This is a genomic window from Neorhodopirellula pilleata (genome assembly GCF_007859915.1).
Lineage (GTDB): Bacteria > Planctomycetota > Planctomycetia > Pirellulales > Pirellulaceae > Rhodopirellula > Rhodopirellula pilleata.
On record NZ_SJPM01000023.1, the window covers coordinates 1 to 23,628 of the forward strand.

Sequence of the window (23,628 nt, forward strand, 5' to 3'; positions counted from 1 at the left end):
AAACAATCGCCAGCATCTCGATCAGGTCTTGACCTTCCGTAGTGCGGGCGAGGTCACAACCGTAGATCAATAGATTAGCTTGGGCGTCCAAGGCGTGTCCCCATGCGGCGATGTCGCCGGCATACGACGGCGCCGAATCCACGGTCAGCTTCGTGTTGCCTAGGACGACGCCCGCGCCGTCGCCGTGAGAGAGTAAGTGAATCGCGTCGACGCCCGACATCGATGCCAGCGTTTGAGTGATCTGATCGATGCCGTTTTGCTCGGCTTCCAACTTCACGATCAGCCATTGAGTGTCGGCGTTGCTGTCGCGAACGTTGGCGATCAATGTGTCGGCACCTTCAACGCCGGCGTCGACGAAGATGATTTCGATCGGCTTGGTGGCGTCGAGCTGTGAAACATCCGGTAGATCGGACTGCTCCGTTGGTTCCGAAGATTCCGAGGCTTCGTCCTGAGGGGGCGTTGCTTCTCCAGCAATGGAGCCGACCGTGGCGGCTGCGGCCTCCATCGCATCGATTTCGGCTTGCAGCATTTCCATCACGCCGGGATCGGGCACGATCGCCTCCATCGCTTCGTTGCCCTCGCCGGACAGAAGAATGCGATCCTCGAGTCGAAAAAAATGAAAGCTGCGTTTTGCCACCTAGATTACCTCATCCCTTTAAACGACCGAGTCGGGTGACAACTTGAGAGTCCAGCGAAACAGCGGGGATTGGGTCGAGAATGACGGTCGCGTGTCGGGTAACGAATGTTCTACTAGTGACGCGCAAGAGTTGGACTTATAGGTGGATTCGGTATTGTCGTTGCGATCCTCACCCCGCCGATGACGAAAAAGGAGCGGTGCGATCTTTTTGATCGTTGTGGTCCATTGAAAATCTGTCGATGAAGCAGGTGTTCATTGGAATAGTTTTGGTCCAAACAGCAACGGGAAGGGATGCTACGCCCCAAGCTCTCTCGCCGATTTAACTTCTCGACACTCGCCCTTCGGCGTGTGCTGGATCGCGTCGTGTCGGGTTATCTGAACCGTTTTGTCTCGAAGACGACGTTTCTTAGGGGTGTGATTGTCATGAGTGCGTTGGTCGGAAGATGGGGCTGGGACGGGAATGCGGCCGAACCGCCTTGGCCTTCGGCCGACTTAGCAATATTTTTGAACTCTCAAATCGATCCGGAAGATTCACTTTCGCTCCCAGAGGAGTCGATCGCTACGATTGAGCCGACTAGACCTGGGACGACGCCCGAACGGATGGTCGAGCCCTCGACGGGGCATTCAGCCGTATCGACGGTTGACGCATCGACTCAGTGGTGGTGGCAGTCGCATGTGCATGATTATTTGCTCGATACGCCTGACATGATTCAAGTCGACATCCCGACCTTGTTGACTAATACATTGCAGTCGAGCCCGCGGATATCGGCGATCAGTCGCCGCACGTCGATCGCCTATGAACAAATCATCCAACAGCAAGCCGTTTTTGATCCGGCGATGTTGTTGGACACCGGATACGGACGTGTTAACGATCCGGTCGGAAGTACGTTAACGACGGGTGGTCCACCACGTTTGATTCAAGACTCCTTCTCGGCAACCGCCGGCATCCAAAAGCTCACTCAATTGGGTACCCAAATCGATTTGAGTCAAGAAATTGGTACCCTGCAGAGCAACAGTGTCTTCTTTGATCCGGCTCATCAAGGCAATTCCCGCTTAAGTTTGTCGATCACTCAACCACTGATGGCGACGAGCGGTCGCGTTTACAATTTGCGTTTGGTCACTCAGGCGTCGATCGATAGTCGCATCGCGTGGCAACAGTTGCGTGTTGATTTGGAGAATCATCTGATCGAAACGTTGAGTGCGTTCTGGCGTCTCTATGAACGTCGGGCGCAATTAGTCCAACAGCGCGCATTAATCCAACGTGGCAAATTGCTGGCGCAGATGGTCACCGCTCGGGCGGATTTTGATTCGGGGCCGCTCCAGCAAGTTAAGATTACGCGACGATTGGCGAGCGATCGTGACCGATTGTTGGAACTCGAAGCCGAAGTGAATCGACTGCAAGTTCGTTTGAAAACATTGGTGGGAGATCCCGCCCTGACGGTTACCAATGACGCCTTGGAATTAATTCCTCTGGCTGATCCGAGTCTACCCTCTGAATCGTTCCATGTTCGCGATTGTGTGGTCCGAGGGCTCGAACATCGAGCCGATATCCTGGCCGCGACGCAGCAACTCTCCGCCGCTGGCTTGGAAGTCAGTATCACAAGTAACGAACTCATGCCACGGCTCAACGCGGTGATCGACGCTTATCTGGCCGGACTCAATGGCAGTAACAACATTGGTCAATCGTTGGTAGATCAGTATTCCGAAGGAGGGCCAGGGATTACTGCGGCGCTCACTTACAACTTGCCATGGGGTCGGCGTGCGGCGAAGAGTCGGCACCGCGAAGCTTGCTATCGATATCAACAACGCAGCGAGGAGCTGCGTGAAACGCTTTTGGTTGCCCGGCGTGAAATCGAATCGGCATTGATTAAGTTGAAAGCGAGCGAAGCGTTACGAGAAAGTCGAGCGGCAACCTTGTCCGCGTCGGCCCGCGAAGAAGCCATCGCGACACGCCGGTGGGAAACCTTGGCCGGAGATGGCGGTCCGATGGCTTTGGTTCTTGAAGATCTGCTCGAAACGCAAAAGCGTCGCACCGATGCCGAGCAAAGCTACGTGTCGGCCCAAATCAACTACGTCTTGGATTTAGTCGCATTGCAACAAGCGATGGGGACGTTCCTGATTCGTGAGGGGATTGAACCAGTTCGCGGATCAAGCACGTCGATGGTCGAGGTGATTCAAACCGCGCCCATTCGCGAAGACAATTATCCAATGGAAGTATGGGTGAACGAACGCTCGGAAAGGATGCCTATTTCCTCACCTGCGCCCTTTAACCCCGCTTCCGATCAATCCCCGCTGGGAATCCGACCTTCGCTGGGAATCGCCTCCGAATCGGGGCTCCTTGAATTCGAGCCCGCCGCCGACCTTAACGAGGGAGAATGATTGATGAGTCGCCTAATACGCTCGAATCCGATTCAACGAAACCGATCACGAGATTTTCGTGTGATTGTCTTGCTATTTTTTGTGACACTGGGCGGATCGATTCCGGCCCGGTCTTCGATGGCACAAACATCAACGTCCCAATCTTCGAGCGTTGTGCTATCCAATGTGGCGCAAGGCAACGTTCCGCCGGTCGACACCAACGTGAGCTACGAGGGATTCTCCGAAGCGATCCAGGACGTGAACCTGAGCACGGAAGAGGTCGGTCAATTGGTCGATGTTCCGGTCACTTTGGGCCAACTTGTTCGCAAGGGAGACGTCATCGCTCAGCTCGATGATCGGCTGGACCGGGCATCGGTGGAGGTATCGCGGATGCAGGCCAGCATGGAAGGCGAAATCCGGGCAGCCCTTGCGACTCGTCAAATGCAGCAGTTTCGTGTCGAGCAACTCAGTCAACTGCGAGACGACCAGATGGCGGGCGTAGACGAATTACGACGTGCCCAAACAGAGCTCGCGATCAGCGAAGCAAGACTCTTGGTCGCCCAGGAACAGCAGCGATTACGCCAGGTCGAACTCGAACGACTCGAGCTACAAATTGAACGCCGAAAATTGCGGGCGCCTTTCGATGGTCTGGTCGCGGAAAAAAGTTTGGATGCTGGCGAGGCCGTGACGCCGACGAACCTAGTCGTCATTCGATTGGTGCGAGTGGACAAGTTAATCGGGGTATTCAACGTTCCCGCCGAGCGATCCTTTGCCATGAAGCCCGGACTAGCTACTCAAGTCTACTTTCGTGCGGCGCGTGAAACCGTCGATGGTGTGATTGATTCAATTTCGCCGGTGATCAACGGAGAGAGTGGAACCGTTCAGGTTCGCGTTCGAATCGATAATCAAGATGGGAAACTGCGTCCGGGGGATCGATGCTCGATGCGAGTTTCTCCGGTGCAGCAGATAACCCAACGGGAGAAACGATTGCAACGTTGATGGGTGTTTTGCGAAGGTAACAAAATGGCTGCCTAGTGGCATCGGCTTGGAGACTATTATTACCCCACATCGTTTTTGACCCCCACGAGCTCGTCTCGTGGGTGAATAAGGTTCGCAAGCTAGACAACGACGCCCTCCCAACCTTCCGATTTTCACTTGTGCTCGCCGCTTGAAGCGGCGAGCACAAGTGAAAATCGGAAGGTTGGGGGAATTGCGGCTCGTGTCTAGCTTGCCAACCTCGGCTTCCTGCCAGACGAGCTGGCAGGGGAGCAATACATGAGGACTTGTGGGGTATAAAAAGGCTGAAAGCCTATGCCACATGTTGTTCACGCGAAGGTAATGAGATGAATCACGAAGATGGAATGTCCCGACGGAAGTCGTAATGAATTTGACCGAAATCACAACAACGAATGATCAAGCGAGTGGATCGGCTTTTCCCGATACACCCGCGGCAAACCGCGTATCCGCTGCGGTCGCTGCATCGCCATGGACATCGGACAGCAAGCGAGTGAAGGAGATTCAATCCGTTCATCGCACATGGCAGTCGCTGTTGACGGTGATCGCAAAGGCACCAGATCGAGCAGTGGCAGCCGAATCGTTCGTCAAGCAATTATCTCTCGAATTACCCGATCACACGATTCGGTTGGGCTGGGCGATCGAGCGGCTCGGATCCACACCGACGACGGGTTGGAAATTGGATCGCCTGTTCGATTCCCGTTTAGGTTGGCTCGGTAAAGACAACTCGGTGTATCAATCCCTAGCGGTGGGATTTGCCAAGGTACACGAAGAGGCATCGCCAGAGGGAATGACGGACCGTGGCTTGGCGAGTGTCCGCCGGGAGTCCGCCAATTGGTTGTTTGAACTGCGAGAGAATGCGCAGGCGAGTAACCGAGCGCTGGTTTGGATTCGACCGCCCCAGTCGGACGAAGAGACCTTGTCGAGTTTTGAGAAAAACCTCCCCGAGGACGTTCTCCAGACCACCGCAGCGGTTTTTTTCAGTCGACCGGTCAGCGGACGATGGGAGCAATTTTCCAGGCGTGTTCGGCGTTGGTGGTCGCGACGGGCGAGCATCGGAATCGGGACGCTGTTGTTGCTGGCGATCTCCTGCATTCCCACGGCGTATTCGATCGATGCCAGGGCCACCGTCACGGCGATGAATTCCCGCCGTGTGGCCGCGCCAATCGATGCCACCTTGTTGACCGTTCACAAGCGACCCGGTGACCTGGTTGTTATCGGTGAACCATTATTTGAACTCGACGGACGACCATTGCGGATTGAACTGGAGGCATTGACTGCAGAAATCGAGGAAGCGAGCAAAGACGAAGACATCTCGCTCGCCAACGGGGAGATTGCTAAGGCCCAACTGGCCGGATTACGTCGACAATCATTGTCGCGTCGTCGTGACTTGATTGTCGATCGAATGGACAAGTTGATCGTAACAAGTCCGATCGATGGGATCGTCATCCAAGGTGACTGGCAACATTCGCTCGGCACACCGATGGAGATCGGACAGACTTTGTTGGAGATCGCACCAAGCGATAGCGTTGAAGTCGAATTGGAAATCCCCGAAGTGGAAATCGGCTATGTCGACGCCGATGCGGACGTGAAGCTATGGTTCCCGGCCGTCGGGGATTTGGATTTCCGCACCAACGTTCAGACCGTCTATCCCTCGGCTACGATTCGTAATGATGAAAACGTCTTCATCGCCAAGACGCCCATGCCTAGCGGGGAAGCGACACGCGGCGGAAATGCGAGTGGCGAGTCGGTGACACCTTTGCGGGTCGGAATGCAAGGGGAAGCGACCGTGGTCGGACCAATGCGGCCTTGGATTTGGAAATGGGTGCGACTGCCGATCCGACGATTGGGTTGGGTGATCGGATGGTAGAGAAACAGGTGCAAGGGCCACAGGATCAAGGGTCACAGGATGACAGGAAGACAGGTGAAGACAAGGGAACGGGTGATGGAGTGGCGGATCGCTTGACTTGGTCCGTTTTGAATTTGCCTGCCGAGGTTCCCGTTGCTGCGGTATCCGTTGCCAAGGATCCAGTTGTCGAAGATATCTTTGCCGAGGATCTTGTTGCCGAGGGCGAGAGCGACTTGGCGAAGGAAGCCGTAGAGCCGCATGAGATGACTGTTGTTCCTGAATCGGTATCGTTTGCCGATGCTGCGGACGGCGCTAAAGCTCCTGTCGTGCGGATTGACGAGGATGTCGAGTTCACGCCGGTGCAGGTAGCCGGCGTTTCCTTGGTACGTTGCGTTCACCGAGGGACCGGCCAGCACTATCAGTTCGGCGCTGCGGAATACCATGTCGCCATGATGCTCGACGGCACCCGCAACGTTTCGCAGATCGTCGCCGAGGCGCACGATTCCGGCTTGGATTGGACTTCGCAAGACGTCGCCGAGTTCATCGGCGTCTTGATCTCGCAAAAGATCGCCACCACATCCACACCCGCAACGCCCCCCCCCGCCGAAAAGGTGTTGGACCCCTTTTTTTCGTCCGCCATGGCGTTCATCGGGAAAACGTGCAGTTTTGCGATCAGTTTGCGGTTCCCGTTGGCACACGCCGACCCGATCGCTCGCCGCGTCACGCCTTGGTTGCGGCCGATGTTGTCACGGCGGGGTAGTTTGATCGTCAGCGTGATGATCGCGATAACGCTCTTTTTTGCATGGGTTCAGCGCGATCGGTTGGCTGCCGAGTTGATGCGTATCTTTGATTCGAAGCAGTGGTGGGTGGCACTGGTCGGTTGGGCGGTTTTGAAGTTTATCCATGAAACCGGACACGCTTGTGTAGCCCGGCATTTAGGAGTTCGGTGTGGTCGCGCCGGCGTGATGTTTTTCATGTTCGCGCCGATGGCTTACGTGGACGTGACGGAAGCGTGGAAACTACCTCGTCGCACCGCACGGATGGCGATCGCGATGGGCGGCGTGTATTTCGAGCTGATCTGTGCGTCGCTTGCATTATGGGTTTGGTGGTGGTGCGAAGGCAGCCAGGTCGGCCACGTGGCAGCTCAGATATTTTTCCTTGCCGGACCGGCGACCCTGTTGGTGAATGCCAACCCGCTGTTGCGTTTGGACGGATACTATGTCCTTTCGGACCTCGTCGACGTGCCGAATCTGCGTGAGCAGGGCCGGCGATTGTTTGGCGGCGCGGTTGAACGTCGTTTGTTCGGGATGATCGCACCGAAGACTCACTTGAACGGATGGCGTCGCTCGTTTGCGGCTTACCACGCGGCGGCCTCGGTTGTTTTCCAATTCGTATGGATGGGCGGGTTGGTCATCGTCGTTTCGATGTGGGCCGGGCCGTTGGGGTTGTTGATCGCAGGTAGTGCGGTGTTTTTGTGGACGGTCATCCCGACGACCCGTTGGTTCATCAAGGTTTGGAACTATACGGAATTGAGCGAAGAGTTTTCCATCGGATCGCACCGGCGGCGGTTCCTTTGGGTGACGCTGACCGTGTTGGCCGTGTTGCAGTTTTTAATCACGTTGCCGTCACCGTTGATCGTGAGTGTCCCCGTCGTGGTCCGCTTTGCCAACGACCAGATTCTACGGGCACCGGCGAGCGGATTCGTTCAACAGGTCTACTTCCAATCCGGCGACCAAGTGCGTCAAGGTGAAGTGATCGTGCAGCTCCGAGATGATGAATTGGCGGTCCGGCGTGATGAGATTCGCTTGGAGCTCGAAAGCGAAGCGATTCAGTGGCAACTCAACGAACGACAAGACGCACTCGGATTAGCCGAGGCGTCACAACGGCGTAGCGAAAGCCTGCGACGTAAGCTGTCCGAAATCGAAGAGCAGATCGAAGCGATGCGAATCAAAGCCATCGAAGATGGCGAGATCTTAACGCCGATGCTTGAAAAACTTCATGAAGCCTTCGTCGTTCATGGGCAGGAACTCGTGCAAACGGGAAACCGTAATCGCAAAGAACTGTTGATTTCGATCGGCGAAGACCAGATGGACACATACAACGTCGCGGTCCAACAGGGGCATCGACTGCGTGTTTGTTTCCGTGGCGGGCAATGGCTCGATGTGGTTCCCTCGGAGATGCTGCCGCGGGCTTCTCGTGAAGTTCCGCATCCGGCGATGTCGGCGACGGCGGGCGGACCGTTGGCGGTGTCGCCGACGCATTCCGACTCGGTCCAAGGCCGTGAACAACCAGGAATCGAGCTGATCGCACCGAGATTCGAAGCCGTTGTCCCGCTGTCCCCCGGCCTGTCCGACTCGGTCCGGTGCGGTGAACTCGGCGAGATGGCATTGCAAGACAAACGAAGTCTCGCTCATCGCTTCTGGATCTGGCTGGGCGGGTAGCGGGAGACACGAGAACGGAAAACCCATGGGTGACGCCTTTCGCCGAGCCACTTGATTGCGCAAAATGTCGGCTCCGATTTCGTTTGCGACGTGATCCATTTCCCCACTGAAGGAGTTGTCCATGCCTCGTCCCGTTACGTTGTTTACCGGCCAATGGGCTGATTTGCCGATCGAAGAGATGGCGTCGATGACCGCTGAGTTTGGTTATGACGGGATCGAATTGGCGTGCTGGGGTGATCATTTCGAAGTCGACCGCGCGTTGGCCGAGGATGACTACTGCGAGAACAAACAGGCTTTGCTCGCCAAACACAATTTATCGGCCCACGCGATCAGTGCGCACTTGGCCGGACAAGCGGTGCTCGACATCATCGACGAGCGTCACAAATCGATTTTGCCCGATTATGTATGGGGCGATGGGAATCCAGCGGGAGTGAATGAGCGGGCCGCTGAAGAATTGATGAACACCGCTAGGGCGGCCCAGAAGTTCGGCGTCGATACCGTCAATGGATTTACCGGAAGTAGTATTTGGCACCTACTTTACTCGTTCCCTCCCGTACCGCCGAAGATGATTGACGCCGGTTTTGATCTGCTTGCCGAACGATTCAATCCGATCTTGGATGTGTTCGGTCAATGCGGTGTCCGCTTCGCATTGGAAGTTCATCCGACTGAAATCGCGTTCGATATCTATACCGCCCAGCGAGCTCTAGAAGCTCTCGATCATCGGCCCGAGTTCGGTTTCAACTTTGACCCCAGTCACCTGATTTGGCAGGGCATCGACCCGGTCGAATTCATCCGAGCGTTTCCTGATCGGATCTATCATGCCCATATCAAAGATGCCATCGTGACCCTTAATGGACGTTCGGGAATCAATTGCAGTCACCTGAACTTCGGTGACTCGCGGCGCGGTTGGGATTTCCGCAGCCCGGGACGCGGTGGTGTGAATTTCGAAGAAATTATTCGCGCCCTCAACGAGATCAACTACCAAGGGCCATTGTCGATCGAATGGGAAGATAGCGGCATGGAACGAACCTTTGGTGCTCGCGAAGCGTGCGAATTTACCAAGAAGCTGGACTTTTCACCTAGCAATGTCGCATTCGACGGAGCGTTCGATAAGGAAGCTCAGTGATTAGAAGCGAGTGATGAGTGATGAGTGATGAGTGATGAGTGATGAGTGATGAGTGATGAGTGATGAGTGATGAGTGATGAGTGATGAGTGATGAGTGATGAGTGATGAGTGATGAGTGATGAGTGATGAGTTTGGATTCTGCGGTATAAACCCAAACCCAAACCCAAACCCAAACCCAAACCCAAACTTAAACCCAAACTTAAACTTAAACTTAAACTTAAACCTAAACTTAGACTCGAGTCCAACTTTATTCCTCTTTGTGAGGCCGATTGATCTCTATGTTGCAAATCACCGTTAACGGCTCCCCCGCTGAGATACCTCATGCAATGTCTGTTGCGGAATTGCTTCAAACGGTTGAGGTTCCGAAGAACTACTTGGCCGTTGAGGTCAACGAGGAAGTGGTCGCCAAAGAGGATCACGGCAACGTAACCGTTGGCGAGGGGGACCGAGTGGAAGTGGTGACCTTGGTCGGTGGTGGGTAAAAAAAGACGTCATTTGAAAATTCGATGCGGATTGGTTCTAAGCAAGGCTCGGCCTTTCAACTCGGCGACTTGCGTTCGATATATTGGTGGCTTGAGGCACGATACAAACCTCGTTGTCCCAACAGACCGCTGACTTGATCGCTCAGTCGGTCGACTTTCGTTTCGCTCGCCTCGCCGCTTTCTTCCGCGAACAGTGACATCTGCTGCGGCGCGTCGATCTGGCTGAGGCCTCCCAACGAGACGCCGATCAATCGAACGCCTCGCGGCTGTCGTTCTCGCATTTCCGTTAACAACTCACATGCGACCTTATAGACTTCGCTTGTGGAGTCGGTCGGTCGCGGGAGCTTTCTCGCTCGCGTGAACGTGCGGAAATCGTCGCGGCGGTATTTTAAAGTAACCTTGGATGCCGATCGTTTCGCGTGCCGCAGACGCCGAGCGACGGCTTCACTGAGATAGCTGACGACGGAGATCAAGGATTCCCTGTCCGTCAAGTCTTCTTCGAACGTTCGCTCGTGCCCGATGCCTTTGGCAAGGTGATCAACAACGACCTTGCGTTCATCGATCCCGTTGGCCAGTCGCCATAGGTGCTCGCCCCATGAACCGAGTTGATGTCGCATCGTTTCGCAAGATCGTAGTCGGATGTCTTGTACGGCGCGGTAACCCAAACGGCTTAGCTTGGATTGCCCTACTTTGCCGACTCCCCACAGTCGCGAGACGTCGAGCGGGTCCAGGAACGACTGCAGTTCCGATTCACGAACGACGACAAATCCATTGGGTTTATCAAAATCAGAGGCGATCTTGGCAACGAATTTCAGGGGCGCGATGCCGACGCTCGCGGTCAACCCGACTTCGTCATTGATGGCGTTTCTGATCGCCTTTCCGATCGTTTCCGGATCTCCGTGCAAACGCAACACGCCGGATACATCGAGGAAAGCTTCGTCGAGCGATAGCGGTTGAATGACGGGAGTAAAACGCAGAAAGATATCTCGTACTTGACGTCCGATCGTCGCGTAGTGCTCGTGCCTCGAGCGGACAAAGACCGCGTGAGGGCAAAGCTCTTTGGCTCGTCGACCGGGCATGGCGCTGTGGATACCATACGCACGAGCCTCGTAACTGGCCGCCGTCACAACGCCACGGCCTGAGGTGCCGCCAACCACAACCGGCTTACCTCGCAGTTCAGGGAAGTCGCGTTGTTCAACGGAAGCGTAAAACGCATCCATGTCGATGTGTAGGATCACGGTCGTCCACTGCTTTGCTAGTGCTTTGTCCAACTTTAATTTTAGGATTAGCCGTTTTGGCGCTAGCGGCGTGTTGATTTAATCGTAACCCGAAGCGTGAGCGAGGGATTCATCACCATTAAGTCCTTTGTATGTATCTCTCGCTCACGCTTCGGGTTTCGATGAGGACTAAATCAACAGCCCGCTAGCGGCGGTTCCGTCCCAAAAACCGGGGCTAGCGGGCTGTTGATTTAGTGGTATCGCGACCCCTTTTCGTTTAACGGCAAGCCGTAGGCGTCAATTGGGGGCATCGCCGACGCCTTCGGCTTGCCGTTAAACGACTAAATCAACAGACCGCTAGCGCTGGGCTGTTCAAAATTTGGTATTTCGACATTTTCGTTCTCCGCAACTTGCTGTCACCTCTCCCAGCGAAGCTGGGGGAGGTCGGATCGAGCGAAGCAAGATCCGGGAGGGGGCATCCCCAGGGCAAACCAAGCCGATTCAATCAGATAACGCCCGTGCCCCCTCCCTCGCGGACTCCTGAACGTCGTCGCTCGACCTCCCCCAAACTGCGTTCGGGAGAGGTGGCTGGCGGACAAGAAACTGCTGAGAGATAAAGGAAAAACAACGAGTCAACACCGAATTTTGAACAGCCCAGCGCCCAAACGCCTAATGTTGCCAACCCGAAAGTTGAATCTAGACAAAGTACTAGCTTGCTTGGGATGTGAGACGCTCTTTGCCAAGGAGGTAGCGAAGGGCTTCGAACAAAGATGAAAAACGAAACTCATAATCCGACGATAATAGCGAATCAGGAATCACACGTGTGCTGGCCAACAACAAAGCGTCGGCCATTTCCCCCAACGCCAATCGCAACGCGAACGCGGGGGCGGGGAAAATCGCCGGACGCCCTATCACCCGACCGAGTGTTCTCGCGAACTCGCGATTACTTATCGGCGTGGGCGAAACGAAGTTGACCGGACCGACCACTTCTTCGCGCAAAATGCAGTGAACTAGTGCGCCGATCGCGTCGTCCAGTGCGATCCAGCTCCAGTACTGACGGCCATTGCCGAGCGAGCCGCCCATCAACTTGGCCGGGGTAAGCATCTTTGCGAGGGCTCCATCTTGGGGAGATAAAACCAGTCCGAATCGACTGTGGACGACCCGGATGCCTGCTCGCCTTGCCGGATCGCAAGCCGCCTCCCATTCCCGACAGACGCCCGCGAGGAAATCATCGCCGGGTTTCGAGGTTTCGTTTAAAATTTCTTCACCGCGATCGCCATACATTCCCGTCGCCGAAGCACAAATGAGTGTCGACGGCGGATTCGAAAGCTTGGCTAGTCGCTCGCAGAGCGAACGAGTTTTTGTTTCGCGGCTTTCGCGAATCTGTTGCTTGACGGATTCACTCCAGCGACCGTTGGCGATCGGTTTGCCGGCCAAATGCACGACGACATCGACTTCGTTAAACCGCTCGAATTGACCCTCGTCACTCCAACCGGCGATCGAGTCTTGAGTTCCGAGTTCGTCTCTGGTGATGCTCAAAACGCGGTGACCGAGCAGTTGCAATAGATTGGACAGTGACGAACCTACCAAACCGTTCGCGCCCGAGACTGCGATGGTCAACGGTTCACTCGGATACTTAGCCATCAGCGACAAATCGTCGCGCGTCACGCGGTGCCGATAAGCGAACATGGCCTCGACGGTGCGCCTCGCTTTGCCACCGCCTAAGAAATCACCGACTGAACCGGCCGGCAATCGATAGCGAACATCGTCGGTCAACCGAGATTGAGTTGCCGAGATTTCCGAGAACTGATGTCGATGTAACCAAGCCGCAAACGGACCCGAGTCTTGGACGTCCTCAAAAAGACGAGGAGGATCGTATGCGGTATGCCGGGCGTGCCAACGCAGCGGTATGCCGCCCACGTTGGCTTTCAAGACGACACGGCTGCCCACCGAAAGACTATCGTCATTGTGTTCGACTTGGACAGATTCCCAAGGAGGAACCAAACGCTTCAAGCAACCTGGGCGTTCGTGATACGCGAACGCCTGATCGATCGAAACAGGCAACTCAACCCGAGCGAGATATCGATGGGTATTCTCCGGTACATCAGATGGTTCCATCAACCTTCCAATTCAGCTAGATCGACCGTTCCCGCCATCGCACGTAATTTGTCCATCGCCCGACGTTCGAGTTGACGGACTCGCTCTTTAGAAACGCCCAAGCGATCCGCGAGTGCTTGTAAGGTGTGAACCTTGCGATGCGATCCGAGCGAGAAGCGGGCGCGGATGATGAACTTTTCACGACGATCCAAGTCCCCCAACATCACACTGAGACGACTGCGTAGTTCGTGCCAGCGTTTTTCGCTGATCGCTGATCCACGTTCTTCTTCACTGAAATCAATGTCCATGTCCTGAAGGCCTCCGAGAACCTTTTGGCGTTCCTGCTGCTTCGTAACCACGGTTCGATAGGCGTTTCGTCGTACGACCTGAGTTGCGTAGGTGCTAAAGCGGAATCCTCGGTCGAAGTCAAACTTTTCAACCCCGCGCATCAAGGCCACAATCCCGTCGCTGAGCAAATCATCGAAACTATTGTTTGGGTTGACGAACTTCTTCACGATCGAGAACACCAACCTCAAATTCGCTTCGACGATCCGGTCTCGATGCCAATCGGCCAGTGCGACGTAGGTTTCGATCAACTCCAGACGGTGTCTCGAAGGTCGATCCGGGTTCAAGACGCTGCGATGAATCGCCGCTTGTTGCAAGAGGTAGTTCATTCGTTCAAAAAGCATCTTCTCTTGGTCGGGCTTGAGCAAGGGTGCTTCGCACAAACGCCCCAAGTGAATCGGCAGATCCACGCCGCTGCGTCGGATCGCGGCAATTCCCAGCGCCGATTGACGCTCGGCCAATCCGAGTTCGGCAGCGAAGATGGACTTGCCTCGCTTGGAGGACGCGAAGGACTCGTTTCCGATGAAATCGAGCTCTTGGCGAAGCCGTTTTTTGGTCAACAATCGAAGGTCGGCCTGATCGCACCCGGACAGATCAGAAAGTTGGTCGGCGACTTCGGCGAGTGGTTTCCGCAACTCGGCGCAACTCAACCAAGTCGGTCGACGGGCGGAGACCGTGGATGCTGTCGCCCCTTCGAGAATCGGCTCGGGAGCCACGGGGGCGGTTCGCGATCGGGTTTTGGTCGAAGAGCTCATGATTTGGCCGAAGTTACGTGAGTGTCAGGCGGGTAAGAGCACGGGTATCGCTTGAAAGCGAATCTCGGAACTACGAGTAGGAACGTTTTGGGTATTAAAAACGTTCACAACGTTCTAAGGTATATCGGCGTCAAGATTGAAAAGCAAGTTGCACCGAAGCATTTTGGTCATTAATCTCGAAAATGCCCTCGACCGCCGTTTTTCCGCCAAATAACGAGATTTTCTTGATATTTCCATGCGTTTTGGCGACTCGGCTACCGTTTAATCGCAGTTTTAGAAACCTAAGCTAATGAAACGGGGACGCCTGTCGTTTGACTTTCGACTACACTTCAGCGAACTGAACAAACATCCAAAACGTTCATCGGCCTGCCGTCGACCTGCCGTCGACCTGATTGAGTCGTTTCGTCGATAGACGATGGCGGTTCCGACGTGTTCATCTGATCGAACTTTTCCCGTTTTCGCTAACTTTCATTCGGAAACCATTCATTGGCCGCCCGACAACCTCAATTTTCGCCGAAACAAATCGCGGACGCGATGCAGGTCAGCGAATCGTCGGTAAAACGCTGGTGCGATTCCGGTGCCATTCCGATCATCAAAACGCTCGGTGGCCATCGCCGGATCACGCTGGATGCACTTCAGAAGTTTCTTCGAGATCACCAAAGGCCGCTTTTACGCCCTGAGGTCTTGGGGCTGCCCAGTTTGGCGCCCAACCGCTCGATGAAGGTACGTGGTTCGAATCATCCGGTTAGCGAAGCATTTCGTGAAGCATTGGCTCGGGGGGAGGAGTCGATTTGCCGCCAGTTATTGCATCGAGTGATCGATGAGGGAGCAACTCGAAGCGAGGCGGCGGAGCAATTGATTACCGACGCGATGCACGGATTTGGCGACGCGTGGGAGTGTCGCGAATTGGACGTTTATCAGGAACGCCGTGGCTGTGACATTGCGATGCGATTGATTTACGAACTTCGTTCGTCGTTACCCGCCCCGGGATACAGTGCCCCTGTCGCAATCGGCGGGGCTCCGGCAGGAGATCCCTATCAGCTACCGACGGCGTTGGTTGAATTGTCATTAAGGGAAGTCGGCTGGAACGCGACCAATTTGGGTTGTGATCTGCCACTGGACAGCTTTGTGCAGGCGGCGCATGACTACGATCCACAGCTTGTTTGGATGAGTGTTTCGAGCGTCCAGGAGCCGGACATGTTCGTTGCCGCACAAAATCGCCTGGCCGAGTCGCTCGGTGAAGATGTGCCGTTGCTGATCGGCGGGCGAGCCTTGTGCGATCGTCTTCGTCCGCGACTTCGCTACACCGCCCACTGCGATTCACTGAGACACTTGGTGGACCTTGCCGCAATCATGCGTTTGAACCTGGGTCAGCAGCGACCGATCCAAGTGATGCCACCGGCCTGACGCACGATTCAATTTTCTTATAATGGTGCTTCGTCAATAGTTAAAATGGGGTTGGCTTAAAACGTGGCACGGTGGTCCCCACCGTGATTCTCGAAATGTGGCACGGTGGTCCCCACCGTGATTCTCGACGGAGGACCGTCGAGCCACGTTGCTGACACCTTAAAGTCAAATGTGGTTGAAGCAAAAGTTTAATCGCAGAGGTCGCTGAGACGCGGAGGGCCGCAGGGCGAGGTGCGTTTTCATGTGAGGTTCTACGATCCTCATCGCAGCCGCAGCCATGCGTTTATGAGTAACGCCCGTAAAATAGGCGTTTCGATGCGTCGGAATACGTACCGAAGCTTGCACGGAAATTCGACTTTTCGGCGAGGTCCCTCTCGGTGCCACCTCGATCTTGTTAGGCTGGTTCCTTAAAACCGTGGCGACGGGCTGCAGCCATGTCGCTCCGGGAGTTCTTCTGTCCCTTCGTTTCCACTGCCAGGTCGTGTGCCGATGAATGATTCACCCGCTTCCGAACGCCCCCAGGAGACCAGTTCGCCATCCCGATCCGGGGCGGATCACGCAGTCAAAGATTCTCGCGTCCCCCAAGAGCAGTGGGGCAGTCGGATCGGTGTCGTATTGGCGGTCGCTGGGTCCGCCGTCGGACTTGGGAATTTCTTGCGTTTTCCTGGCCAAGCGGCCCAAAACGGTGGCGGCGCTTTTCTCTTGCCCTACTTCATTTCCCTGCTGGTTTTGGGCATTCCGCTGTGTTGGGCCGAATGGACGATGGGGCGTTTTGCGGGGATGCGAGGTTTCCATTCGGCACCGGGCGTCTTTAGCGTGATTTGTCGTTCGCCCAAGGCACGCTATCTCAGCGTTTTTGCGTTGTTGATCCCGTTGGTGATTTACATGTACTACATCGTGATCGAGGCCTGGTGCTTGTGTTATGCCTGGAACTACGCCACCGGGAATCTGATGATGGGTCGCGATGCCGCCGCGTACGAGTCGTTTTTTGATTCGATCGTCGGTGTCAAGCAAGACGGGCACGTGTTCGGTGCGGGTCGTAGTTTGCTGGTATTCATTGGGATCACGTTCGTTGCGAATTTCATCCTGATCTACCGAGGTGTGGCCAACGGCATCGAAACGTTCTGCAAGTTTGCGATCCCGATGATGGTCGTCTGTGCTCTTTGCGTTCTCGTCCGCGTGCTCACGCTCGATCGAGCATCGGTCAACGAAGGGCTCGGCTTCATGTGGAATCCGCAACCAGAGGCGCTGCTTAACCCGAAGACTTGGTTAGCCGCGTCGGGGCAGATCTTTTTCAGCCTCTCGGTCGGTTTTGGAGTGATCATCAATTACAGCAGTTATCTGACCAAGAAAGACGACGTCGTGTTGAGTGGTCTGACGGCGTCGAGCATGAACGAGTTTTTCGAAGTTTGCTTGGGTGGACTGATCACGTTACCGGCCGCTTTCATGTTCCTCGGAGCGGGGGTGGCGTCGTTCGGCACGTTTGCGTTGGGATTCAATGCGTTGCCCAACGTGTTCGCTCAAATGCCCGCCGGGCAACTCTTTGGGTTCTTGTGGTTCTTTATGTTGTTCCTCGCCGCGATCACGAGCAGCCTCTCGATGTTGCAACCGGTCATCGCTTTCTTGGAAGAGGGGTTCAACCTTGAACGTCACGCTTCAACGACATTCTTGGGTATCCTGACTTTGGGCGGCTCGTTTTTTGTCATTTACTTTTCGGCCGGTTTGAAAGCGCTCGATACGCTTGATTTTTGGGTCGGGACGTTGTTGATCTTTGTGCTAGCCATGATTCAGTCGGTCATTTACGGATGGATCTTCGGGATCGATGAAGGCGAGCGGCAAGCTCACATCGGAGCGAACATGCGAATTCCGCGTTTTGTTCAGTACATGCTCAAGTTTGTCGTGCCGATCTATCTCGGCGTGATCTTCATCTTTTTCTGTTATCTCAACGCACCGGGATACTTGGCATCGTTGGCGTCCGATTCGGTCGCCTCGATGTCGGTTTTGTTCATCATCGGCATGACTTGTTTATTGCTCCTGTTGATCCATTTGGCGGGGCAGAATTGGATTCGCGATGGCAAGTTTGACTATCTCGAATCGTCCGATACCGTGTCGTCGAAAAGTTTTGTTGACGCTGAACCCACATCTTCAGGAGAAAACCGATGACCTTTGGTGGAATGGTTGTGATGTGTCTTTCGATCGGCTCGGTGCTGGTGCTGCTTGGTTTTTGTCTTTACAAGACATTTACTCTGCCACCGGTCGACGAAGCGGAAGACAGCTAAGCAACTTAAAACGGCTACGCCGTAAACATACAAGCCCGACGCGCAACGGTCGGTGATTGAATCGTTTAACGGCAAGCCGCAGGCGACCGAGTTTGAAAACGCAGTCGCCTGCGGCTTGCCGTTAAACAAAAACGCCCAAACGTGCACTCAATCAACACGCCGGCAAGCGAGTGGATTCGCTTGTATTGCGAAGTTTGGAGTGGATTCCCTCGCTCGCCGGCATGTTGATTTAATTAGCCGTACCGCGTTAGCGGCGGTTAACGGTACGCCAACCGGGGCTAACGCCCATCGGCTAATTGCATAATTCGGTATCCGAATAAATCAACAGGCAGTCGCGCGTCGGGCTTGTATCAATTGCCTTAAAAAAACACCGAATGCGGTGATAACTGATGTAGAGGACTGCGAAGCTTAGAGTCGATCCATCTGCCGGAGTGGTTTGGCATCAATCATGCACATTCGTCTGATCAACCACGACCGCGATGTTGCGGTTGTGGAATCACCCCACATGAAAGGACGAAACATGAACAAGACAACTTTCCGAACCTTCCGGCGGATTGCCGTCGCCACCGCACTGACGACCGCGATGACTGGTGCCTCCGTGTCGGCCCAAGACTCCGTCCGTGACCGTCTGAGCCCCGGGAATGGAGCTGATTGGGCGGGCGAGATCCACGCCGGTCCGAATGAGTACGATCAATCGGTCGATCGTAACCGCTACGACAACGAGTATTACGGTTACGGTAATAACAGCGGATACCAGCAACGCTCGGCCAGCCCGAGTTATTATCGCGATGGTCGCACGGGGCGTTACTTTTACTTAGATGACAACAACCGCGCGGTCTTCGACCAATCGAACAGCCAAATCACTGGCCGATCGACCATCTCGCCGGGGCGTGTTGAGCCACAACGTGGCCAGTTTCAGTCGAATCAGTTTTCGGGTAACCCGGGGCAATGGCAATCCAGCCAAGGCCAACCCCAGTACAACCAAGGCCAACCTCAGTACAACCAAGGCCAACCCCAGTACAACCAAAGTCAGCCCCAGTACAGCCAAGGTCAGCCTCAGTCATGGAACGAAGGAAATCAAGGCAACCAGGGTCAAAACAATCAGGGACCACTTTTGGGTGTCGCTCTCGAAGACACTGACCAGGGTATCCGCGTTGTGAATGTGGCTCGCAACTCAGCCGCCCAACAGGCCGGAATCCAGCCTGGAGATGTGATCGTCGAGTTCAACGGGAACGCTTACAGTGACCTCAGCGCCGGCACATTCACGTCCAAGGTCGGCCAAATGAATCCCGGCGATCAACTCACGTTGGTCGTTAAACGCAACGGCCAAGATCGACAGTTGAAAGCGACTCTTGGTGGGCAACCGTCCAACAAGCGTTACCAATCCGCAAAGTCGCCGATGCAGGACGAGTCTCCACAGGCGATCAAGCAACGACTCGAAGAGTTGCGAACGAAAGTGGATCGGTTGGAGCAAAAGCTTGACGAGATGACGCAGTCGAATCCCACCAACACGAGTGATGCTTCGGCGCAGGCAGGTGAAAACAAGTCGAACCAGCCTAGCGAAGAATCGAGTACGACGAATCAGTCCGAAGCAGATCCGAACGATAGTTCGTCGAGTGCTAAATCGTCGAGTGCTAAATCGTCGAGTGCTAAATCGTCGAGTGCTAAAAACGAGGCTGACAACGGCGAAGGTGCACCTGACCAGCAGCCTCCTACGCCCAACGGTCAACCTCCCGCGCCCAACGGTGGATCCGATCAAAGCGGATCGAACGAGAACGACTCGAACCAAAACGATTCGAACAGCTAATCCAGTTCGTTGCGCCGTTTGGCTTTCAAAGAATGCAAGCCGGTGACGAAATTGTTCGTCACCGGCTTTTTTCATGCCATGGTGGTGGACCTTCTCGACACATTCTCCGAACCGAACTAACGCGATAGTTCGGCACAACCATTGCATCGCCGCTGCGCGTCTCCGGTCCCTTTAACGGCCGGAATCTTTAAATTTCTCGACTCAACGTTTTAGAAGGAGTGACCATGTTCTATCACGACGGCGGCAAGCTACAGTACCCAGTTAAAGTTGAAAAACCCAATCCGGTCTTCGCCAGAGCGTTACAGCAAGCGATCGGCGGCATCCAAGGTGAAATCCGTGTCTGCTTGCAGTATCTCTTTCAAGCTTGGGGTTCTCGCGGCCCGACGAAGTACCGCGACATGCTCTTGGAAACCGGCACCGAAGAGATCGCGCACATCGAGATGTTATGCACCGCCGTGGCGCTCAATCTGGAAGGCGCGCCGACCGAACAAGATGAGGCGGCCAAAGACCCGATGATCGCGGCGGTCATGGGCGGGATGGAATTTCAACATGTTCTGACGACCGCCATGGCGGCGATGCCGATCGACAGCAGCGGCGTGCCGTTCAATTGCTCGCACGTATACGCCAGCGGCAACGGGGCGGCCGACATGCTCGCAAATGCGATGGCCGAATCCACCGGTCGGATGCTTGCTTGTCAACTCTACAAGATGACGGACGATCCCGGCATGAAAGACATGCTCAAGTTCATGATCGCCCGCGATATCATGCACCAAAACCAATGGCTGGCCGCGTGGGAAGACATGGGCGGTCGATCGAACCATCCGATCCCCAAAAAGAACAGATGAGCGCCGGGTCCATCGTTGATTCTCTCAAACGCACCGCCTCGAAGATCAACAACGCGATCACTTAGTGAAAAACAGAACAGAAAGAACGCCGGAAACTATGCCTTGAAATGGCCCTAACCACAAGTTGGCAATGCTCATCGTTTGGATCAAATCGAAGGGCACCAAAGCTTCCAGCAAAAAGGTTGTAACGACCGCCACCAAATAAGCGGTCAGTACCATCAGGACAAGACGATGGTAAACCAACTTTACCATCGTCGGATCGGGGTGAGGGTTCATTGCGTTGGCACCGATCACCGACAAAATGAGTGACGCCGTGGGGATCAAGTGTGGCAGCACCCATCCTAGGATACTCGTCCAATCTTGAGGATCTCGCACATCGCGTGTTAAACAAATCGTGATAGCAAAAAGCAGGATGCCAATGGATCCGGCTAGCCACACCTGCAGTATTCGCCAGCGGGACTGTTCGAGTGATATGGTTTTCATTTCAAAATGACCGACGTGCTTGGAGTGGCGCGGCCTAGCGTCGAGAATTGAGGTGATGGGCGACCGCGTGAAGATTTGCGAGTTGAAGATGCTCTAAGGCAGATAACGCAACATGACAGGAAACCTCATTGCGTGTTTCGCAGACTGCAAAACGACCACCGAGCCGCCGTTCAAATTGGTAAACCAAAACGTGAATGAAGTGATCATTGACCGGAATCCCTTTCGTCTCGTTGGGGAGCACCCGGCAAGTTCCTTGTAACGAATGAAGATCATCTGCCGCCATCATTTGTCGGCGTTGGTTCTGAAGTGATTCCTGATCGGTCACGATGAATGCAAACAGACGATGTGTCCCCGGCTTGGCGTAGAGTAGATGGTCGAAACAATCCCATAGCGATCGAGCCGGCAGCTTGTGCCTCGTCCAACGTGTCGGATCACTCGGGCTATCGCCGCGAAAGGAACTGCCTCGAAGCGGACCATCGGTATGAATCCGTTCAAGTGACGTGACCAAGGCAAAACCACCAGGGGCATTCATGACGTGATTCTCTCGGAACCCTGAGAACTGAAGGTCGCTCTGGATCCAATGAAAAACATCTTCCATCGTCTTAGCATCTGGATGAACTTGTTTCACATCCAATGTCTCCCAAGCGGCAATTTGCTGCGGAGGTGGCCAGAAGTCGGCCAGACGCTCGCCGTCGTCCGGCTTGCCACCATCTCGACACGGTGGAGTGATCGGTCCGCTTTCGTCCGTGTTGGCACTCGACGCTTCACACGCCATACAGCGTGCGTCTTCGTCAATGGACGCTTGAAGCAATCGGCGAATCTCATCCATCTGTCGGTCAAAGTCACGTTGCGTTAGGCCATCCATCAACGCTTTGAGGATCAATGGGTCGGACTGAGCGGCAATGGGATCATAATGGACGGCGAGTCTTGCGGCCGCGAATCGCACGGTGGGGAAGGCATCAGTCGTTAGCGCACCTAGTTGGCGATATAGCTCATCGTTCATAAACTCGTTGGTGATCGACTCAAGCGATTCAAGTCGTTCGAGAACGTCTGGATGCCGCAACCCGATAGCTATCCGCTCGACCGACGGAGACTCCGGTGCAGTTTCAGGTAAACCAGTTGCACGGCTAGGGGCAGTTGACGCGTCTAACGGCGGCGGTCCGGTTGCATTTTCGCTGGCGACGATCGCAGAAGCGACGCGGCGCACCAAGGGATTGTCATGTTGAAGGTGCTGGTGAAAAAACTCATTGGATTGAGGCGTTAGGATGCGGATCGTCGCGGCAGCTTGCTCGCAGACTTTGGTTGCATGATGTTGCCAGTATTCATCTTTTGCCTCGATCGAACGATGTCCCACTCGAACAGCCAAATGCACCAAGTGGTTTCCTCGTCGAACCGTCATCTGTACATGATCTGCGGGTTTGGAATAGGTCACCAACGAAGTGAATTGGCTCCGAGAGAACACATCGGTGTGATTCAAGCGAACCAGCACGTCGTCTTTTTTGAATCCCGCCGCAGCGGCCGGTGAATTTTTGATCGTCCCACGGACCGTGACGCCTTGTCGGTCATTCCGATCGGCAAGGTACAAACCAACATAACCAGGTTGGTCGACGATCCGAGTGTCGGTCAACATGGGCGTGAGTGTGTCCACTGCTTCCGGACCACACTTGGCCAGCGCCGCCATGGCTTGTGCGCGAAGTCGCTGGTCATAGTGCTTGAGTGAGGGCGCAATCGCCGCAGCAATCTGTCGACGATAGGGTGCCGCTTCCCGTGTCGCGGCGATCTCGCCCAAAGTCGCGACTATATATCGCCGCACTCGAGCATCCGGAGCGGCTAACGCGGCGAAGAGTTGATTGATATTCGCAACGCTTGGATGAATTTGCTCGATGTCATAAGCAGCCGATTCGCTGATGGCCGGATCGGTATGCTGCAGTCGTTGCAACCATTGATCGGCTGTTTCGGTAAAACCAGCATTCTCGCCGCCCAATGAAATTGCCAGAACGATCATCCACTGCGTTGTAAGTCGTCTTCGATCGAACATTCCTGTACCTCTCCTTCGACACCTGAGTCGCTTGGCAGGTCGCCGATCAAGGGGGTACAGGTTTCCACCAGGCGGGGAAAGGCGGATCGTCCAAATTTTGAACGTTTTTTGACTAACTTTCTTGTGTCTGTTTCTGCAGCTTGTGGAACAGGACCATCCCAACTGAAACCGTTATCACGGCGGCGAACACCCAGGCGTGTGTCGGTTCGCTGAGGTAGTGCCACAGGGAATTGCCTTGGCCGGGCGGTGTGTGCCCGTGACCTTCGTGACCCATGACGGTCCCGACGCCCGAAAGGCTGATTGAGCTGAAAAATACGACGCAAATGGCCTGGAAACGTGACATTGGCAATTTCATGGTGGGAAGGAGCGGGGCAAAGTGACCGGATTGTCGCCAAAGATGGCTGAAAGACGAGGGGGGAAGACGCACGTTTTTGGGCTGACGAAACGG

At 54.9% G+C, this 23,628-nt stretch carries 17 protein-coding genes; 10 read left to right on the plus strand and 7 right to left on the minus strand.

Translation table 11 applies throughout. From position 1 onward, the window contains the following. Positions 1-637: DUF4347 domain-containing protein (locus Pla100_RS27680; protein ID WP_146582181.1), on the minus strand; the 637-nt coding region annotated here is incomplete at its 3' end. A gap of 423 nt (positions 638-1,060) precedes the next feature. Here Pla100_RS27680 and Pla100_RS27685 point away from each other — a divergent pair. The 6 genes from Pla100_RS27685 (at position 1,061) to thiS (ending at position 9,907) form a co-directional block, all read left to right on the plus strand. Next, a complete protein-coding gene (locus Pla100_RS27685) occupies positions 1,061-3,016 on the plus strand; it encodes a TolC family protein (protein WP_197168293.1) in 1,956 nt (651 codons plus the stop codon). Positions 3,017-3,019: 3 nt separating this feature from the next. Continuing rightward, entirely contained in the window at positions 3,020-3,994 is a 975-nt protein-coding gene (locus Pla100_RS27690) for an efflux RND transporter periplasmic adaptor subunit (RefSeq protein WP_146582185.1), read from the plus strand. Between the two features lie 382 nt (positions 3,995-4,376). Beyond that, positions 4,377-5,879: an efflux RND transporter periplasmic adaptor subunit gene (locus Pla100_RS27695; protein WP_146582186.1), complete on the plus strand. Its 1,503-nt coding sequence runs from the start codon at positions 4,377-4,379 to the stop codon at positions 5,877-5,879. Continuing rightward, the gene (locus Pla100_RS27700) at positions 5,831-8,299 is read left to right on the plus strand and encodes a site-2 protease family protein (RefSeq protein ID WP_231603707.1); all 2,469 of its coding nucleotides are present in this window, start codon (positions 5,831-5,833) and stop codon (positions 8,297-8,299) included. The genes Pla100_RS27695 and Pla100_RS27700 overlap by 49 nt, the downstream gene beginning before the upstream one ends. Before the next feature lie 121 nt (positions 8,300-8,420). Beyond that, positions 8,421-9,425, plus strand: a complete 1,005-nt coding sequence (locus Pla100_RS27705) for a sugar phosphate isomerase/epimerase family protein (protein ID WP_146582188.1) — start codon at positions 8,421-8,423, stop codon at positions 9,423-9,425. A 278-nt stretch (positions 9,426-9,703) separates the two neighbouring features. Then, positions 9,704-9,907, plus strand: coding sequence for a sulfur carrier protein ThiS (thiS, locus tag Pla100_RS27710; RefSeq protein WP_146582190.1), 204 nt, complete (start codon positions 9,704-9,706; stop codon positions 9,905-9,907). Between the two features lie 56 nt (positions 9,908-9,963). Here the strand turns inward: thiS and Pla100_RS27715 are convergent, their stop codons facing one another. The 3 genes from Pla100_RS27715 to Pla100_RS27730 form a co-directional block, all read right to left on the minus strand. Further along, the gene (locus Pla100_RS27715) at positions 9,964-11,178 is read right to left on the minus strand and encodes a DNA polymerase IV (protein ID WP_390620670.1); all 1,215 of its coding nucleotides are present in this window, start codon (positions 11,176-11,178) and stop codon (positions 9,964-9,966) included. 654 nt (positions 11,179-11,832) lie between these two features. Beyond that, entirely contained in the window at positions 11,833-13,242 is a 1,410-nt protein-coding gene (locus Pla100_RS27725) for a TIGR01777 family oxidoreductase (protein ID WP_146582192.1), read from the minus strand. Then, positions 13,242-14,321 (minus strand): sigma-70 family RNA polymerase sigma factor, encoded by a 1,080-nt coding sequence (locus Pla100_RS27730; RefSeq protein ID WP_146582194.1) that lies wholly within the window; start codon positions 14,319-14,321, stop codon positions 13,242-13,244. Before Pla100_RS27730 ends, Pla100_RS27725 begins: the two co-directional genes overlap by 1 nt. Before the next feature lie 486 nt (positions 14,322-14,807). Between Pla100_RS27730 and Pla100_RS27735 the strand changes: the two genes are divergently transcribed. The 4 genes from Pla100_RS27735 (at position 14,808) to Pla100_RS27755 (ending at position 20,659) form a co-directional block, all read left to right on the plus strand. Beyond that, the gene (locus tag Pla100_RS27735) at positions 14,808-15,728 is read left to right on the plus strand and encodes a helix-turn-helix domain-containing protein (protein WP_146582196.1); all 921 of its coding nucleotides are present in this window, start codon (positions 14,808-14,810) and stop codon (positions 15,726-15,728) included. Between the two features lie 489 nt (positions 15,729-16,217). Continuing rightward, complete coding sequence (locus Pla100_RS27740; RefSeq protein WP_146582198.1) at positions 16,218-17,891, plus strand: sodium-dependent transporter; 1,674 nt, start codon at positions 16,218-16,220, stop codon at positions 17,889-17,891. A gap of 636 nt (positions 17,892-18,527) precedes the next feature. Further along, on the plus strand, positions 18,528-19,814 hold the full coding sequence (locus tag Pla100_RS27750; RefSeq protein WP_197168294.1) for a PDZ domain-containing protein: 1,287 nt from the start codon (positions 18,528-18,530) through the stop codon (positions 19,812-19,814). A 224-nt stretch (positions 19,815-20,038) separates the two neighbouring features. After that, positions 20,039-20,659, plus strand: coding sequence for a manganese catalase family protein (locus Pla100_RS27755; protein WP_231603709.1), 621 nt, complete (start codon positions 20,039-20,041; stop codon positions 20,657-20,659). Between the two features lie 57 nt (positions 20,660-20,716). Here the strand turns inward: Pla100_RS27755 and Pla100_RS27760 are convergent, their stop codons facing one another. The 3 genes from Pla100_RS27760 to Pla100_RS27770 all read right to left on the minus strand — a co-directional run bounded on the left by Pla100_RS27760 (position 20,717) and on the right by Pla100_RS27770 (position 23,523). Continuing rightward, positions 20,717-21,142 carry a hypothetical protein gene (locus Pla100_RS27760; RefSeq protein ID WP_146582202.1) on the minus strand — a complete coding sequence of 142 codons (426 nt, stop codon included), beginning with the start codon at positions 21,140-21,142 and terminating at the stop codon, positions 20,717-20,719. Positions 21,143-21,176: 34 nt separating this feature from the next. Then, a complete protein-coding gene (locus Pla100_RS27765) occupies positions 21,177-23,180 on the minus strand; it encodes a PDZ domain-containing protein (RefSeq protein WP_146582203.1) in 2,004 nt (667 codons plus the stop codon). 112 nt (positions 23,181-23,292) lie between these two features. Beyond that, positions 23,293-23,523 (minus strand): hypothetical protein, encoded by a 231-nt coding sequence (locus tag Pla100_RS27770; RefSeq protein ID WP_146582205.1) that lies wholly within the window; start codon positions 23,521-23,523, stop codon positions 23,293-23,295. Positions 23,524-23,628: the final 105 nt, after the last annotated feature.